The organism is Ferrimonas sp. YIN67 (genome assembly GCF_057219095.1).
The window spans coordinates 138144-152469 of sequence record NZ_JBXVVJ010000002.1; the positions used below are offsets into that span (position 1 = coordinate 138144).

Sequence of the window (14326 nt, forward strand, 5' to 3'; positions counted from 1 at the left end):
TGGCGTTATTTCAACCCTAGCAGTCTCTTACGCTATCCGGCAATAAACGACGCTGATTTGGCTTGGGCCCGGACGAGCCACTGACGCTGGAGGAGTTGGGGCAGCGGAGTGAAGAGATCGGCGCGACAAGGCAGTGTGGGACGCCTGAGCCAGTCAAGCAGGTGTCGCTGTGAGGTGGACAGCAGGGCGATCCCCACGCTGTCCGGCTCGGGCCAGACTGCCCAGCACTGTCGCGGGGAAGGGGTGATGAGCAGTTCGGGGTCTTCCCCCCGGCCCAGGGCCAGCAGTGTGCGGCGTATCGCCATCAGTGGATAGCGACTGGTGATCACCGACAGCGCCGGATGCAGGCACCAGGGGACAGGGCCATTCGGGGCACGCAGCCAGTTGTCACAGTCATCAATGGCGACGGGGGAGATTTGCGGACTGTGATAGGCGCAGTGATAGGCCCACTCCAGTTTGAGCAGGGTGGGTAAAAAGGGGTAGTCGTTGAACAGGGGCGACGATTGGGATTGAAGGCGTAGCCAGGGCAGTAAGATCTCGCCGGAGCGCCCCAAAGGGCAGGCTTCATCCAGTGAGAGGCAAAACGCCTTTGCCATGGGGCGAAAACGGTCCGGGCCCAGCAGTTGCTCGGTCAGGGGATAGCTCAGTCCCAGTGCCTGTAGCCGGGCACCCAGCCGGTTGTTTCGATAGACCGTCAGCGCAGCCTCAAGACGTTTGGGGTCGGTCCCGGCAAAGCCTGCCTGACCCCTTTGCTGGAAATGGCGCAGGGGATCCCGGCTCATGGCCCGCCCCCTTCGTGGGTGGAAATGGGGCGATCCAGATATGTTCTGGCCTTGTCCGCTTCACGCAGCAGGGTATCCAGCTCGGGCAGATCATGGTCCCACTCGATCACCGTATCCTGTGCACCAAAGCGCGTTATTGCCTTTTGATAGAGCTGCCAGACAGGCAGGGACACGTGCGTCCCATGGGTGTCGATCAGCAGAGGGGGCGCTTGCGTGTAGCCGGCCAGATGGTAGAGGTGAACGGCGTCGGGGTAGTCCTGCAGCAGGCGTTCGCTGTCGACGCCCAGGTTGTGGGCAGTGACATGCAGGTTGTTAATGTCCAGCAGTACGCCTATCCCCGTCCGCGTATGGAGTGCGCGCATCAGGGCGCCTTCGCTCAGGGTGTCGTCCTGGTAAGCCAGGTAACGGGAGGGATTTTCCAGCAGCAGGGGGCAGGTCAGGGCGGTCTGGGCCTGAGCCAGGTTGCGGCACAGGGGGGCAATGCTGTGGTTGTGGTAGTGGACCGGCAGCAGATCCGGTACTGGGATCGCGCCAACTCGGCTGGTACTGAGATGATCCGACACCGTCAGGGCACCCAGTTCCTGGGCCATGGCGCTGATCTGCGCCAGGTATTCTGGCACCAGCTCGGCGGAGCCAAAGGAGAATCCCACGCAGTGCAGATGAATGGGGTAGTGTTGAGCGAGCTGGCGCAGTTGATGATAATGAGGGCCACGACGGGCCAGGAAGTTATCCGCCACCACCTCAACAAAGGGCAGAGGCGGACGTTCGGCCAGGAGGCGGGCCAGATGGACCTCCCGCAGGCTGATCCCGGCATTGGCCATGGGATTATTCGCTCTTGGCCGGCTTAACCTTGGCGACCTTACCGCCGATCTTCTTGCAGGTGCCCTCGGGCACATAGACCCATTCATTGGGATCATTGTCCAGGGTGGCCTGACCGGCACAGCTGTGTTTGCCGTCCAGCGCACCGCAGTCGTTCATCCCTTTCTTGGCGACTCCGGCGCATTTTTCCCAGTTCTTGGGTTGATCCGGTACCGCCAAGGCTTGGGCCGAGGCCAGGGCAAAGCTGGCGATCACCATGCCAGCCAGTGTGTGTTTCAAGGGGGTGTTATGACTCATGCTTGCCTCTCTAGGTTGAGTACCTCCAACATAGAGAGGGTAAAGCCGGGCTGGCTTTCCCTGAGGCTAGAGTGTTTGGCTATAGCGTTAGCCCCAGGGGGTATAACGCTCAGGCGGATTGCGCGGTCACTGGTGCCAGTGCCTTGGGTGAAGGCAGTGATTCATACCCTGTCAGGGCTGCCTTGAGCCGGTTTTGCAGTTCGAAGCGCAGGGACTCGGGCTCGAGCACCTGGGCATTGCCGGCAAAGCCCAGCAACCAGCGGATCAACTCCTCGTTGATGGCCAGCGTGGCGCACAGCTGCAGTGTGTCATCGACAAAGCACAACTCCTGATCGTCGCTGATCGGTGTATCGAACAGATGGCAGCCCGCTTGGGGCTGAAACTGGATCAACACTCGGGCCTGGGCCTGCGTGCGCTGGCCCAGGTGCCCCTGTGCCAGCCAGTCATCCAATACGAACCCTTTTGGGCCGGTGGCGGGATCATGGCTTAACTGAGCTTTATCAATGCGATGCAGGGCGATTGCCCTGGCCAGGGCCTCGTCGTCGCATCGGCCGATAAGGTAGCTGCTGGCATCCCGATGGACGATGGCACAGGGGTGGAACCGATCCTGACGCCGCTGAAAATCGTTGTCACGGTAGTAACTGATCTCCAGCACGGTATCGTCGAACAGGGACTGGTATACCGCCGAGGCCACCTCATGGCGGATCTCGGCGGGCTTATGGACCGGGCCCAACGGATGGAAGCGGATCTTCTCCTGCCAACGAGCCCGTGCCCGGTTGTGATCCTGACTTAGGCGCTGGCGAGCATGGCGGAAGTAGGGCTCAAGCTGGGCATGGGTATTGGGCGGCAGGAAGTGCTGGGTATGCTGATCGAGCTGGGCGAACGCCAGTGCCGTATCGCCATCCATATCTGGCAGATCCAGTCGAGTGTTGCGAGCGATACACCAACCGGCAGGGTTCTCCTCATCGCTGAGCAGGGGGTAGTGTTCGGTGAGATCGTTCAGATCACGCTGCACCGTGCGCAGACTGGTGTTGAAACCCTCGATCATCAGGCGCTGCTGAAGTTCCGCCGTGCTGATCTTACGAGGGTGGGGGGGCAAGAGGTGTAATATCGCCATCTTGCGAAATAGGCTTCCGCTCATGAGATGTCCGTTATTCTCATCGTATTCAATACCATATCAACGAAACTCTGGTCCCGCCAATCGCCTTGTAAAGCATGGCGCAGCCCCGCGACAGGATCTGTCGTGCCAATCTTCCATCCTTGTTTCAACTTAGGGATCCAGAGGAATAGAGATGGACGCAGTGACTACGCAAAGCCGCATTCTGGTGGTGGGGATCGGTGGCTGTGGCGGCAATGCCGTCAGTTACCTGCAGCCCGAGGCGTTGCCCGATGGGATCCAAACGGCAGCGGTCAATACTGACGAGGCCGCCTTAGCCGCTTGCCGGGTCGATACTGTTCTGGCCCTGGGGCCAAAGACCACCCGGGGCTATGGTGCGGGTGCCGATCCCCAGCAGGGCAAGCAGGCGAGCCTGGAGTCTGAAGAGGCGCTGGAAAGCCTGATCGGCGAGGCGGAGATCCTGTTTTTGGTTGCGGGCATGGGCGGTGGTACCGGCACCGGGGCGATCCCAGAGCTTGCCCGCCTAGCTCGACAACGACATCTGCCAACCGTGGCCTTGGTCACCCTGCCGTTTGAGTTTGAGGGGGAACAGCGCACGGAACATGCCTTGTCAGGCGTTGACCGTTTGGCGGAGCAGGCCGATGCGCTGGTGGTCTTACCCAACGATCGCCTGGTGGAAGTGCTGGATGAGGAGATTGATTTGGCCAGCGCCTTCAATGCCAGCAATGAGGTCCTGCGATCTGCCGTTGCGGCCCTGGCGCGCATGCTGACCCAGACCGGGTTGATCAACGTGGATTTCAATGATTTCTGCCGAGTTATGGCGCATCCGGGCCGGGCGGTGTTTGGTGTGGGCCGCTGTGAGCAGGAGAATGAACTGCTCGAATGCACCGAGCAGGCGATCAATGATCCCCTGGTGGCGAGCCTGGATCTCACTACTGCGCAGGGATTGATCGTCAACATCGCCACGGTGGATCGCGTGTCACTCAAGGCGTTCAGTGCACTGGGCAGGCTGGTAAGAGAAAAGTTGAGCAGCACGCCTCTGGTAGTGATGGGGGTGTCCCAAGATCCATCACTGAGCAGCCCCTTTGAGGTGATGGTCTTGGCAACTGGCCTGGCGGCACAGGAGAGGCAAAAAGTGCTAGCCTCCCGACCCGATGAAAATATGGCGCGGTCGCGTTCGGCCACATCGACGCTGTCGAGGGAACGGCTTGTCAGCATCCCAGAGCTGATCGGCATGAAAACCCAGGATCAGGCTATCGATCCCATGGATATACCCGCGTTTGAGCGCCGCCGACGGGGGCATTAGGAGCCTTGAAGAAAGGGGGGGCGTTGCTTACTGCTGGAAACGGTAGAGCCAACTTAAACACAGACGCAGCAAGGCGCGTTGAAGGAGATGGCCTGCGACCACCATCACGAGCAAGGAGAGCATGTAAAGCATGGGATCGTTCCTGAATGCAACCTGAACCAAGTCTGAGTCAACCCTACTTGAGTGAACTGGGTTCTCCAAATGAAATAACGAGCCCATGTTCGTTTGTACTCGCTGTGAACGCTTTCCTGTGTTGCCCCACTTTCGCTGAGCGTCAGCCACAGGGAGGGATTAACAGGTATGGGTCGCCCTTTGCGTCGAGCCGCACCGAATTATCCTGGACTATCCTTTTTCCTACTGGGGGAGTGAAACGGTGAACACAGCTAGAGGCTTGCAGTTAGAGGTGGGCCGCAACTTGTATTGACAGCCATTGGGTGGTGCGCGGTGCCGGAAAACAATCTGCTTTATTTTGCCTATGGTTCCAACTTGTCCCGGCGGCGGTTGTTGAGTCGCCTGCCAAAGGCCCAACCCTTGGAGATGGCCTGCCTGGAAAACTTCCGGCTCTGTTTTCATAAAGTTGGACGGGACGGCTCGGCCAAGTGCGACGTGATCCCCGTATCCCCTCAGGGCGATGAGCAAACCTTCGGGCGACTCTACCGACTTTGCGACCAGGACTGGCCTCTTCTCGATCAGTTGGAAGGTGGGTATCGCAGGGTATCCTTGGAACTGTCGTTGGCGGGTGGGCGTCGTACCCAGGCATACTGCTACCGTGCCCTGCAGATCGACCCTAAACTTCAACCCTTTGATTGGTATTGGCGCCATGTCTGGCTGGGGGCGGTCGAAGCGGATCTGCCCCTTAGCTACTGCCGTGATCGGATCCTGCCGGTCAAGACGCGAAGAGATCCTGTCGATGTCAGGCATTTACGGGAGTCGGCTCTCTACCTGCCCCAATGATCCACCCTAACTCCCTCGCTTCTCATTGATTCTGATCCGCTGTCGGAGCGCACTGGGGAGGTGACTCCTTTACCTTGGCGATTTAAGTTGTTGCTTTGCATTGTTTTTTGATCATTTTTGCCATTTGTGTTCCATTGGGGTTGGGCCTGTTGGTAAGGAGGGAGAGGGGTATGGCGAGATCCAGCTGGTTGGCCTTGGGCTGCGCCTTCACACTGGCGCCAGCCTGGATAACGGTACAGGGGGCGGACTGGCAGTTCACCCAGGACAATGATGTGGTCGTCCAGGCCGATGGGGACTATACCAACGGATTTCTCCTGGACCGGACCAGTGCACCAATTGACGATTTTGCCGACAGGGGGCCAGCTTTGCTCAGGCCCTTTGCCCGGGCGCTGGATCCCGGGATCAACTACTGGCACTGGCAGTTGTCCCAGCGGATGTGGACGCCATCCTCCCTGTCCGAAGAGGAGCAGGCGCTTATCGAGCGCCCCTACGCTGGCACCCTGATCAGCGAGATCTCCTTGGGTCGACTGGCGCCTGATCGCGACATTCGATATGGCCTGGGGATCGGCGTGGTTGGCCCCTCGTCGGGTGCCGAAGCGGTACAGAAGGCGACCCATAAATGGTTTGGCGCAACGGCGCCTTCGGGCTGGGAGGACCAGATCGAAGACGCGCTGCTGGTTCAGCTGAGCTGGGCCCGTAACGATCGACTCTGGCAGGGGGGAGAGTTATATCAGACACACTGGTACAGCCATGCCCGAGCCAGCGTGGGTAACTATCGTAGCGAGGTGGCATTGGGAAGCAGTGTGCATTGGGGGCGTCACAGTGGTGATCAGGTTCTGGGCAGTCACTGGTCCCAGGCGACCGGTATCAGCCCTGCTCCCTGGGGCTGGTCGGTTTATCTTGGCCTGGAGGGGCGGGTTCGACTCAATGACATCACGCTGCAGGGGCCGCGCCCAGTGACCGCACCGGATGTGGAAGTTGAGCCCCTGCAAGCTGGCTACATTGCGGGTGTGAGAGGCCATTATGGTGCGTTTTTTGGCGAGTTTATGCTCAACAACGAAAGCCGGGAATATCGGGGGGCCACCCAGGCCTGGACCCACTTTGGCCGTCTGGTCCTAGGCTGGCGATTCTAGGGATGGAGGACTTGTCCGATCCAGAGGGACCATCTGTGTTAATGACCTAAAGTCTGCAGCCCTTTGCTTTATCACTTTGTTGGGCCAAGTCGAGCCGTAAGTCGATCTGACTGAGGGGCTACTCAAATCCCCTGGATTGGAATGCTACATACTTGTCGACAAGATAGGAAAACGGACATTTCAAGCCAGGCTCCAAGCAAAATCAGATAGGGCTCTGCAGTCAGGTCGAGGGTTCCTGCTCAAGAGAGCGATTCGTGGGCTAAGGACAAGGCGCTGAACCCTTGAGCTGGACCTTTGATCCGCATGATGGGAGCTAAAGGCTCAGAATTCCCAGATACCACAACCGCCGATCCTGTGACGGGTCGACGGTTGTGGTTGGTCGCACCAAAGGTTTACCTAGGACTTACTGGCCGCTTTGCTTGGCGGACTTCATGGCGATGCGGATACAAACCAGGGCGCCGCCCCAGGTGCAGCCGAAGCCGAAGAGCATCATGATGATTGCGCTGGGATCCATATCAGGTCTCCTGTTCCATGTTATCCGGGCTTTGTCCTGGCAGCTTACGCAGGATCACCGCAACCACGACCATGATGGCGATAGTGCCCCAGCCGTAGGTCATCAGATCCAGGGTTTCATAGCCACCATAACCGTTGCGGATCACATCGATCAGGTTTTTACCCAGGATCACGGCCAAAAACGCGGGGCTGATAAAGCGGATGCAGATCTCGAACCATTGGCCGACACGAAACTCCGATTCGTCGTTGGCGTATTGGCGCAGTTGGGGGATCTGTTTCACCAGCCAGCCCAGCAGCAGCAGTTCGAATAGGCAGCTGGAGAGCAGGGCGACGTTGTTCATAAAGAAGTCGACCACATCCAGCAGCAGCAGGCCGCCATTGGTGGTGAAGGAGATGGAGGTGAACAGCGCCACACCACAGACCACACTGGCAGCGATTTTGCGGCTCCAACCTGTCTTGTCAATCACCGCAGAGGTCACCGCTTCGATGATGGAGATCATCGAGCTCAGGCCGGCGACGGTCAGGGCCAGGAAGAACAGCGGCCCTAAGATATAGGGGACGGGCAGCAGGTTGATGGCGGCGGGAATGGTGACAAACGCCAGGCCGACCCCGGAGGAGACCACCTCGGTGATGGCGACGCCCTGCTCGGCGGCCATGTAGCCGAGGATGGCGAAGATCATGGTGCCCGCCAGGATGGAGAACCCACAGTTGATCAGCACCGTCATAAAGGCGTTGTTACTGATGTCGGATTTTTTCGGCAGATAGCTGGAGTAGGCCAGCATGATGGCGAACCCCACGCTGAGGGTGAAGAAGATCTGGCCATAGGCGGCCGACCAGACGGAGGCGTCCAGAATGCGGCTGAAGTCGGGCTTGAACAGGAAGTTAAGGCCATCCAGTGCACCGGGCAGCATACCCACCCGGATCACCAGGGTCAGTACCATGACGAACAGCAGTGGCATCATGATCTTGCTGGCCCGCTCGATGCCGCCCCGGACACCGGTAAACACCGCCGAGAAGGTGATCAGCCACGCCAGCAATACCGGCACCAGGATATGCTGCTGAATGTTGCCGAGGTTGCTCGGACTGTTATCCCCTAACTTCAGGTACTCGGTAAAGAAGAAGGCGTTGGGATCGGCACCCCAGCTCTGGGTAAAGGAGAAGCCCAGATAGGAGATGGCCCAGCCGATGACCGCCACGTAATAGACGGCGATCACAAAGGCGATCAGCACCTGAAACCAACCCAGGCTCTCCAGGTGCCTGCCAAATTTGGCGAACACTTGGGGGGCGGCACGGCGGGACCGCTGGCCCAGTCCGAACTCCATGATCATAAAGGGGATCCCGGCTGTCAGCATGGCAAACAGGTAAGGGATCAAAAAGGCGCCGCCACCATTTTCATAGGCCATATAGGGGAAGCGCCAGATATTCCCCAGGCCGATGGCTGAACCCACGGCGGCCAGGATAAACCCCGTCCGTGAGCCCCATTGTTCGCGTTGCATGTGTGCTGTCTCCTTGCGCGATATTCTTATTGCGTGACGCAGATACGATCTGACGCGGGGTTTCCCGCTACAGAAGCGTTTGTTTTGGTCACGGATCACGCCCGCCATACAAGAGATCAAAAGACTTGTTACGGGCCATTAGCCGACCATACATCAGTGTCATTGTGGATGATATGGGGCCAATAAAAAGGCTGAGCAGGGAGGAGATTGCTGCGCACGGATTTTACCGTGCCCTATGGGCCGCCCGATCTCCCACTCCTGTGATTGAAGAGCGTCGAGCCACGGGCAAGTAAAGGGTATGGCGGGGTTGAAGTCGACCCGGTTTAGCGGGCAGTCAAATCCATTAGATTGAGGTGGATCCCTCCTTTTCTAACCGCCGTCGGCTTCATACGGGCTTGGGCTATCAAAGCCTGGTTCAGTATGAGAAGCTGGCTGCATAACAATGAGGTGTTCACTTTGTCGGGCACATCATTCCCAACGCTTGGCATTCTTGTCTTGGTGTTGGGTTTTGTGCTTATGGTGTAATGGTGAGCGTTGCTCACACCTTAATGTAGCATTATAACGATTTAATTCGGGGATAATATGGAAGCCATGGGGATTTTAGGGTTTGTTTTTGGACTGGCTGCTTTATCTTATGCCATGAAAGCAAAAAACGATGTCGCCGAATTGAAAATGGAGATTGAAGCTCTCAAGATATCTTTTGAAGCTTCAGTGGAATTGAGTAAAGATAACTCCAAGGATTGACTAGAGCTTGTTTTTCACGCTCTGTGGTAAATGTTTTCACAACAAGAAAGCAAAGCGATGCCGTTAGCGGTTGACACAGTTTCGCTTCGTGAAACATATTCGCTAGCTGTTAGCTCGTACCTTGTTTGAGTCTTGTGCACCTTGAGGTGAAAATGAATTCAAAGGAAGTGGTCCTGGCGTTTTGGGATGCAATGAAAACGAATGATTTTGAGAAGGCGAGCGGATGGCTGAGTCCGGATTTCGAAGGTTTCTGGCCTCAATCGGGTGAGATTATCCTTGGTAGAGAGAACTTCACAGCAATCAACTCCTATTATCCTGCCAATGGCACCTGGAAATTTGAGATTCATTCTGTTGTCTGTGACGGGAAAACGGTTGTCACTGATGTCTCAATAACGGATGGTGTTCAAAAAGCACGAGCTATTACTTTCCATACGGTTGAAAATGGACGGATCCGTAAGCAAAAAGAGTTTTGGCCCGACCCTATGGCAGCGCAAGGTTGGCGAGCCGAATGGGTCAAGGTCGTACAAGAATAAGCTCCGCGCGTTGTTCACAGCTTAACGCCGCGTTAAGCCATTATTAGGTTTGAGGGCAAGATGAAAATTATAGTTAAGGCCTTACTCTTTACAATTATTACCATTGTGGCTTTGTATTATTCTGCTTTTTTCATCATGCCCAGTGTCACCATAGTGAACGGTTCGGGCAGTGTCATCCATCAGGCTGATGTGACGCTGCCAAACAGCCATTTGGACTTCGGCTCTGTCGCCATCGAACGCAGCAATACCCTGTATTACGCTCTGGATCAAACAGAGGGGATCTATCGATATCACTTTATGCTCGACAGGGGGGTTGTGATCCTTGGTGATTGTGGCCATGTTACTCGCAATGAGGTCCATAAACGTGTTGTTATTCAGATAGAGAAAGACAATAAAGTCAGTTGTATGTAAAGATGCGACAGTTCACTGGGTACGGATGTGCCTTGGGTTAAGGTAGTTGGTGTTAAATTACTCAGAGCATGGGGTTCCTATGAATATCGATAAAGCAAAAAAGCGTATTGCGAAACAGGTTAAGAAAGGCTTTAAGGGTTACCCCCAGATCACCCTGTCCTATTTTGGCAAAACCTCAGAGTGTGCCAATGAAGTCTTAGTCCAGCTGGTCCTCAGTGAAGGCGAGGATCTGCTTGAGGAGCGGTTTTCCAGCGAGACGGATGCCAGAGAGAGTGAGCTCATCCAATCGACCCTGGTCAAGATCATTGAGCGGACCTGCGCGAAGTCGGTGATTGAGGTTGAGGGCGTTGCCACGCGTTAAGCCTGTCAACTGAGGTGAAAGCCATCGGTTAATTGAGACGCTCCGGCTTTACTCGAGGGCATTGATCAGGCTGATCATCTCCTCTTTGAGTTGTTGTTGTAGCTGGCTTTCGACGCCAGCGCTGCGACGCAGGCAGACCCAGTTCCAGGGATCCGAGCCCGAGGTAAAGTCTGTATGCAGCCGCACCAGGCGCCCTTGCTGCACATAGGGTTGGGCCGAGGCCAGTGGGAGGATAGTGAAGTGCTCCGGGGCTTTCTCCATCAGATCGATGGAGAGCTCCAGCGATGCCATCGTTTTGGTAATGGCGCTGAATACCGTTATGTCCCGCAGCCCGGCTTTGAGGTAGCTCTCCTGAACAATCTGGGGGCGAAGTTGCAGCTTGGCCAAGGGGCAGGGGTGTTGGTCAATATAGTCGGCGCCGGGTACACAGAACAGACCATTGTTCATGGAGCCAATGGTCACGCCAAACAGACCCTCCATCGGTTTTGAGCGGGGGGAAACCATCTGGATTGAGAGATCCACGGCTCCCTGGCTCAGTGCCGTTAAGCCTATCTCTTTGGTTTGGCTCAACCAGTGAACGGTCACGGTTGGGTAATGCGCCAGGATAAAATCCATTAGGCCATTGAGCAGAGCCTTGGGCGTCAGGGGATCGTAGCTGAGGGTGATCTCCTGTTCGTGTTGACTGCCCTTGAGGCTGTTAACGAAGTGGTTTACCTCGCGCCTTTGCTGGAGAAAAGAGCTGGCGTAGGCATAGAGTCGCTCGGCCTCGGGCCGTAGCCGAGGTTGTTTCTTGCTGCGGTCGAACAGGGGGATATCCCAGTCGATCTCCAGATAACTGATCAGCTGATGGACGGTGGATCGATCCTTGCCCAAGGCGCGGGCGGCACCACTGAAGGAGCCGTGTTTGACGACGGCGACAAAGGCTTCGAGTTGATCAAAGGTGAAATGACCCATTGGGTGGCATATATGTTGGAAAAAACCAAACATATCAGGAGCACTGTTCTGACTCTAGGGGGATTGGGTCAACAGTTTGAATTTGGCTGGGTTCGGTCACGAAAAACACACTTAATGTAGGAGCTAAGGCATGTGGTTTACGTTAGCGGGCTGAGCAGTCATCTGCCTATCCTTGTTGGGTTGCAGTCTAGTGATCATGGAAGTGGCGACGATCGATGAGGCTAACCAGAATGGTGCCGACATACCATGGAGATCTTCTCCTTTACTCCGCAATCCACCAGCAGGTTCGTGGATCGGTTTCGGTATGGTTGGAAAACCTTCTTTGGCCTCTCTATCGAGGGTCTCCGATGGACGGAAATCGGCCAGTACTTCATCGGGGAAACCAGGTATCAGAAACGGCAAACAGGCCGCGACGGGATCACTCACCACCACAGGAGGAAGGGGGAGTGGCTGCGCGAGGCGATGACTCATTCGAAGATGATGGTCGCCACCGACGCTGAGCCGTCGTTCAGTGCGGATCTGAAAGCGGCGCCAAACGGTGCTGGCACCGACAGTCGCCTGCTCTTTCACTATGTGCGTGATGAAAAGCTACTGACCCTGTTTGAAGCCTTTACCAAGGACCGTTCCTAGCTGGCCAAACGGCTGCAAGATCTGGCGCCGGTCTTCTCCAAGAAGGGGCGTGTGCAGGAGGGTGCCTGTGCGGATCTTCGATCTCGAGCAGCTCAGCAGCAACGCGATCTATAGAGAGCCCTCCAGCTGGCGATTGGCTGCGACTGCATTAGGGGTGAGGGTCTGATCGTCATTGAGAATGACAAGCTTACCGGTGTGGCACCGGGCCGCAACCTGCTGGGTAATCCCCAGGCTGTCTAATGTGACTTTGGACCACCCTCCGTCCGTTGGCTAGAACAAACACTCAACTGTCAAGGCGTGAACCTTAACCGGCTCGTGCCTTTTGCATTACGGGCCAGGCCTGAAGATGGCAGAGCGGCATGTCGGAAGGTCGTCCGGGCGTGGGTCTGAACGGATAGGGCTGGCAGGAGACAAGCGGGCCCTGGCTCAGTTCAGAGGAAGGTTTTCAGCCTGTATGTAGAGTGCTCCGGCCTGCTGATAGGTCTGGTAGCTGATCCTTATCTTCTTGTCAGTCTCGGTGTAATTAACCGGGCGCAAGCTGAATCCGACCTGGTTGTAATGAGCGGGAGCATTGGAGGAGAGGGCAAGGACCCGAAACAGGTTGGTGCCGGTAATATTCAGAGGAGTGCGAAGGCCGTCTTCGCCCAGGCCAAACAGGTGAAGTTCGATGGCTTGGTCCTGGAATCCTTCATACAGGGCCTCAAGGGTCTGGATCTTCGAGTCTTGGATGATAAAGCAGTTATTAAATTGCTGCTCCCGACGCAAAACGGATTCGATCACCATATCTTCGACAAGAAGGGCGCAACGGTCGCCGAATTCACTGGCCTGGGACGGCACCGCTGACAGAGTTGCCGACAGGAACAGTGTGGTAGAGAGTATTCTGTGCGACATTGTGCCATTCCCTGTACGTATGATCCCTTCCCCTGCTTTCCAAGAGCAGGGGTTAGAGTTGAGCTTAGCATATTGATTATAAATGGATAGTGTAACCAAGTTGGTGGTGGCGTGGTGACATCTCTGGCGCGACAGGGTAGAGTGCCGGGCGTTTTATCCCTTGGACCTTCGTAATGACCGACAGCCTCAAATACCTTGCGCACTATCCCGATTCATTACGTCAGCAGGTTGCCCAGCTGGTGAAGCAGCAGCGTTTGGGCGATTACCTGCTGGGGAAGTATCCCGTTGCGCACACGCTGCGCAGTGACAAGGCACTGCGGGATTATGCCGAAGAGTTGAAGCAAAGGTATATGAAGCGTGCGGGGAGTCTGAGCAAGGTGGTTTATGATCCCAAGATCCACCTGGTTCAGCATGCGCTGGGACTTAATACCCGCATCGCTCGGGTACAGGGCAATAAGCTAAAGAGTAAGAATGAGATCCGGATCAGTACCCTGTTTCGCCAAGCGCCCCAGCCCCTGTTGGATATGATCCTGGTTCATGAATTGGCGCACCTCAAGGAGTTCAACCACGGCAAGGCGTTCTATCAGCTGTGTCAGCACATGTTGCCGGACTATCATCAACTGGAGCTGGATGCCCGGCTCTACCTGATCCAGCTGGAACAGTTTGGCGTCATCTATGCGGTGGGTAGTGGCAGGTGAAACCACCATCTGGAGGGGCGTTAGAAGATTTATCGACGGATTGGGGGTTGGGCCTACCTGGCAAATGCCTGGCGTTTTATGCAGGGAAAGCCCTGGGCTGGGCGGCGCCAGTTGCAAACTTGTGATCGGGCGCGTGCTTGAAAACGGTTCGCTGTGCTAGCGTCAACTTAGGTGTTGAGAACGTCCGGAGGCATTGTGAAGCGTCATCTTGTCACTGTCCCTAGTGGTGAGCAACTGGTTCTGTACCGTGCTGAGTGTGGGAAGTGGTACTGCCCGGTGTGTGGCTCTGCGGAGCTGGCAGAGCCCCCTTATCGAACCCATCGGCCGATTAAGCGATGCAGTTGCAGTTGCGGCTTTGAGTTTGGCTATGATGACAATCATCATGCCAGCGGAGCATTGGGGGCAAGGATCCAGGATAATTGGATCTTGTATCGTCAGGACCTGTTGTCCCAGGCAAGTCCTCAGCGACGAGAGCAGTTATGTTCCCAGATGAAGGGGATTGGCATAGATCTGACGGCCGAACCGGCATTACTGGATATCAATGAGGAAGATCTGCATCCGGATTATCCTGAAACGACATTGAGTCATTCGGGATATTGGAAGACCTTGATGCTGGTGTTGCTGGTGACCATGCTGCTGGCGGTGCTGTTCGGCGGCTACGGGATCTTGACGTAAATACCAAGAGAC

At 56.2% G+C, this 14326-nt stretch carries 18 protein-coding genes; 10 read left to right on the forward strand and 8 right to left on the reverse strand.

Annotated elements, in window-relative coordinates; genetic code table 11:
* Window positions 1-32: 32 nt before the first annotated feature.
* From AC2D8U_RS04315 to AC2D8U_RS04330, 4 genes are all read right to left on the reverse strand, one after another.
* On the reverse strand, window positions 33-782 hold the full coding sequence (locus tag AC2D8U_RS04315) for an HvfC/BufC family peptide modification chaperone (RefSeq protein ID WP_484617820.1): 750 nt from the start codon (window positions 780-782) through the stop codon (window positions 33-35).
* A complete protein-coding gene (locus AC2D8U_RS04320) occupies window positions 779-1603 on the reverse strand; it encodes an MbnB/TglH/ChrH family RiPP precursor modification enzyme (protein WP_484617821.1) in 825 nt (274 codons plus the stop codon). The genes AC2D8U_RS04315 and AC2D8U_RS04320 overlap by 4 nt, the downstream gene beginning before the upstream one ends.
* Window positions 1604-1607: 4 nt before the next feature.
* Complete coding sequence (locus tag AC2D8U_RS04325; RefSeq protein WP_484617822.1) at window positions 1608-1898, reverse strand: BufA1 family periplasmic bufferin-type metallophore; 291 nt, start codon at window positions 1896-1898, stop codon at window positions 1608-1610.
* Window positions 1899-2007: 109 nt separating this feature from the next.
* A complete protein-coding gene (locus AC2D8U_RS04330; protein WP_484617823.1) occupies window positions 2008-3039 on the reverse strand; it encodes a helix-turn-helix transcriptional regulator in 1032 nt (343 codons plus the stop codon).
* Window positions 3040-3190: 151 nt separating this feature from the next.
* On the opposite strand from AC2D8U_RS04330, the gene AC2D8U_RS04335 reads away from it, so the two are divergent.
* From AC2D8U_RS04335 to AC2D8U_RS04345, 3 genes are all read left to right on the forward strand, one after another.
* Entirely contained in the window at window positions 3191-4321 is a 1131-nt protein-coding gene (locus AC2D8U_RS04335) for a cell division protein FtsZ (RefSeq protein ID WP_484617824.1), read from the forward strand.
* Between the two features lie 444 nt (window positions 4322-4765).
* Window positions 4766-5275: a gamma-glutamylcyclotransferase family protein gene (locus tag AC2D8U_RS04340; protein ID WP_484617825.1), complete on the forward strand. Its 510-nt coding sequence runs from the start codon at window positions 4766-4768 to the stop codon at window positions 5273-5275.
* 170 nt (window positions 5276-5445) lie between these two features.
* Complete coding sequence (locus AC2D8U_RS04345) at window positions 5446-6408, forward strand: lipid A deacylase LpxR family protein (RefSeq protein WP_484617826.1); 963 nt, start codon at window positions 5446-5448, stop codon at window positions 6406-6408.
* A 403-nt stretch (window positions 6409-6811) separates the two neighbouring features.
* Here AC2D8U_RS04345 and AC2D8U_RS04350 read toward each other — a convergent pair whose 3' ends face one another.
* Both AC2D8U_RS04350 and AC2D8U_RS04355 read right to left on the reverse strand, forming a co-directional pair.
* Entirely contained in the window at window positions 6812-6922 is a 111-nt protein-coding gene (locus tag AC2D8U_RS04350) for a MetS family NSS transporter small subunit (protein ID WP_484617827.1), read from the reverse strand.
* A 1-nt stretch (window position 6923) separates the two neighbouring features.
* Entirely contained in the window at window positions 6924-8417 is a 1494-nt protein-coding gene (locus AC2D8U_RS04355) for a sodium-dependent transporter (protein ID WP_484617828.1), read from the reverse strand.
* A 582-nt stretch (window positions 8418-8999) separates the two neighbouring features.
* Between AC2D8U_RS04355 and AC2D8U_RS04360 the strand changes: the two genes are divergently transcribed.
* The 4 genes from AC2D8U_RS04360 to AC2D8U_RS04375 all read left to right on the forward strand — a co-directional run bounded on the left by AC2D8U_RS04360 (window position 9000) and on the right by AC2D8U_RS04375 (window position 10466).
* Window positions 9000-9161: a hypothetical protein gene (locus AC2D8U_RS04360; RefSeq protein WP_484617829.1), complete on the forward strand. Its 162-nt coding sequence runs from the start codon at window positions 9000-9002 to the stop codon at window positions 9159-9161.
* Between the two features lie 152 nt (window positions 9162-9313).
* Window positions 9314-9694: a nuclear transport factor 2 family protein gene (locus AC2D8U_RS04365; protein WP_484617830.1), complete on the forward strand. Its 381-nt coding sequence runs from the start codon at window positions 9314-9316 to the stop codon at window positions 9692-9694.
* 60 nt (window positions 9695-9754) lie between these two features.
* Complete coding sequence (locus tag AC2D8U_RS04370) at window positions 9755-10105, forward strand: hypothetical protein (protein ID WP_484617831.1); 351 nt, start codon at window positions 9755-9757, stop codon at window positions 10103-10105.
* Window positions 10106-10184: 79 nt separating this feature from the next.
* Window positions 10185-10466 (forward strand): hypothetical protein, encoded by a 282-nt coding sequence (locus AC2D8U_RS04375; protein WP_484617832.1) that lies wholly within the window; start codon window positions 10185-10187, stop codon window positions 10464-10466.
* A gap of 48 nt (window positions 10467-10514) precedes the next feature.
* Here AC2D8U_RS04375 and AC2D8U_RS04380 read toward each other — a convergent pair whose 3' ends face one another.
* Window positions 10515-11420, reverse strand: coding sequence for a LysR family transcriptional regulator (locus AC2D8U_RS04380; protein WP_484617833.1), 906 nt, complete (start codon window positions 11418-11420; stop codon window positions 10515-10517).
* A 246-nt stretch (window positions 11421-11666) separates the two neighbouring features.
* On the opposite strand from AC2D8U_RS04380, the gene AC2D8U_RS04385 reads away from it, so the two are divergent.
* Window positions 11667-12050 (forward strand): hypothetical protein, encoded by a 384-nt coding sequence (locus AC2D8U_RS04385; protein WP_484617834.1) that lies wholly within the window; start codon window positions 11667-11669, stop codon window positions 12048-12050.
* Between the two features lie 426 nt (window positions 12051-12476).
* Here the strand turns inward: AC2D8U_RS04385 and AC2D8U_RS04390 are convergent, their stop codons facing one another.
* A complete protein-coding gene (locus AC2D8U_RS04390; protein WP_484617835.1) occupies window positions 12477-12941 on the reverse strand; it encodes a hypothetical protein in 465 nt (154 codons plus the stop codon).
* Window positions 12942-13114: 173 nt separating this feature from the next.
* Here AC2D8U_RS04390 and AC2D8U_RS04395 point away from each other — a divergent pair, with 173 nt between their 5' ends.
* Both AC2D8U_RS04395 and AC2D8U_RS04400 read left to right on the forward strand, forming a co-directional pair.
* Window positions 13115-13639, forward strand: coding sequence for a M48 metallopeptidase family protein (locus AC2D8U_RS04395; protein WP_484617836.1), 525 nt, complete (start codon window positions 13115-13117; stop codon window positions 13637-13639).
* A gap of 195 nt (window positions 13640-13834) precedes the next feature.
* A complete protein-coding gene (locus AC2D8U_RS04400; protein WP_484617837.1) occupies window positions 13835-14314 on the forward strand; it encodes a hypothetical protein in 480 nt (159 codons plus the stop codon).
* Window positions 14315-14326 lie beyond the last annotated feature (12 nt).

Excerpts from the sequence above, each read along its gene's own strand:
- AC2D8U_RS04315 (WP_484617820.1), bottom strand. The coding sequence starts at position 782 with ATGAGCCGGGATCCCCTGCGCCATTTCCAGCAAAGGGGTCAGGCAGGC.
- AC2D8U_RS04320 (WP_484617821.1), bottom strand. The coding sequence starts at position 1,603 with ATGGCCAATGCCGGGATCAGCCTGCGGGAGGTCCATCTGGCCCGCCTC.
- AC2D8U_RS04325 (WP_484617822.1), bottom strand. The coding sequence starts at position 1,898 with ATGAGTCATAACACCCCCTTGAAACACACACTGGCTGGCATGGTGATC.
- AC2D8U_RS04330 (WP_484617823.1), bottom strand. The coding sequence starts at position 3,039 with ATGAGCGGAAGCCTATTTCGCAAGATGGCGATATTACACCTCTTGCCC.
- AC2D8U_RS04335 (WP_484617824.1), top strand. The coding sequence starts at position 3,191 with ATGGACGCAGTGACTACGCAAAGCCGCATTCTGGTGGTGGGGATCGGT.
- AC2D8U_RS04345 (WP_484617826.1), top strand. The coding sequence starts at position 5,446 with ATGGCGAGATCCAGCTGGTTGGCCTTGGGCTGCGCCTTCACACTGGCG.
- AC2D8U_RS04350 (WP_484617827.1), bottom strand. The coding sequence starts at position 6,922 with ATGGATCCCAGCGCAATCATCATGATGCTCTTCGGCTTCGGCTGCACC.
- AC2D8U_RS04355 (WP_484617828.1), bottom strand. The coding sequence starts at position 8,417 with ATGCAACGCGAACAATGGGGCTCACGGACGGGGTTTATCCTGGCCGCC.
- AC2D8U_RS04360 (WP_484617829.1), top strand. The coding sequence starts at position 9,000 with ATGGAAGCCATGGGGATTTTAGGGTTTGTTTTTGGACTGGCTGCTTTA.
- AC2D8U_RS04365 (WP_484617830.1), top strand. The coding sequence starts at position 9,314 with ATGAATTCAAAGGAAGTGGTCCTGGCGTTTTGGGATGCAATGAAAACG.
- AC2D8U_RS04370 (WP_484617831.1), top strand. The coding sequence starts at position 9,755 with ATGAAAATTATAGTTAAGGCCTTACTCTTTACAATTATTACCATTGTG.
- AC2D8U_RS04375 (WP_484617832.1), top strand. The coding sequence starts at position 10,185 with ATGAATATCGATAAAGCAAAAAAGCGTATTGCGAAACAGGTTAAGAAA.
- AC2D8U_RS04380 (WP_484617833.1), bottom strand. The coding sequence starts at position 11,420 with ATGGGTCATTTCACCTTTGATCAACTCGAAGCCTTTGTCGCCGTCGTC.
- AC2D8U_RS04385 (WP_484617834.1), top strand. The coding sequence starts at position 11,667 with ATGGAGATCTTCTCCTTTACTCCGCAATCCACCAGCAGGTTCGTGGAT.
- AC2D8U_RS04390 (WP_484617835.1), bottom strand. The coding sequence starts at position 12,941 with ATGTCGCACAGAATACTCTCTACCACACTGTTCCTGTCGGCAACTCTG.
- AC2D8U_RS04395 (WP_484617836.1), top strand. The coding sequence starts at position 13,115 with ATGACCGACAGCCTCAAATACCTTGCGCACTATCCCGATTCATTACGT.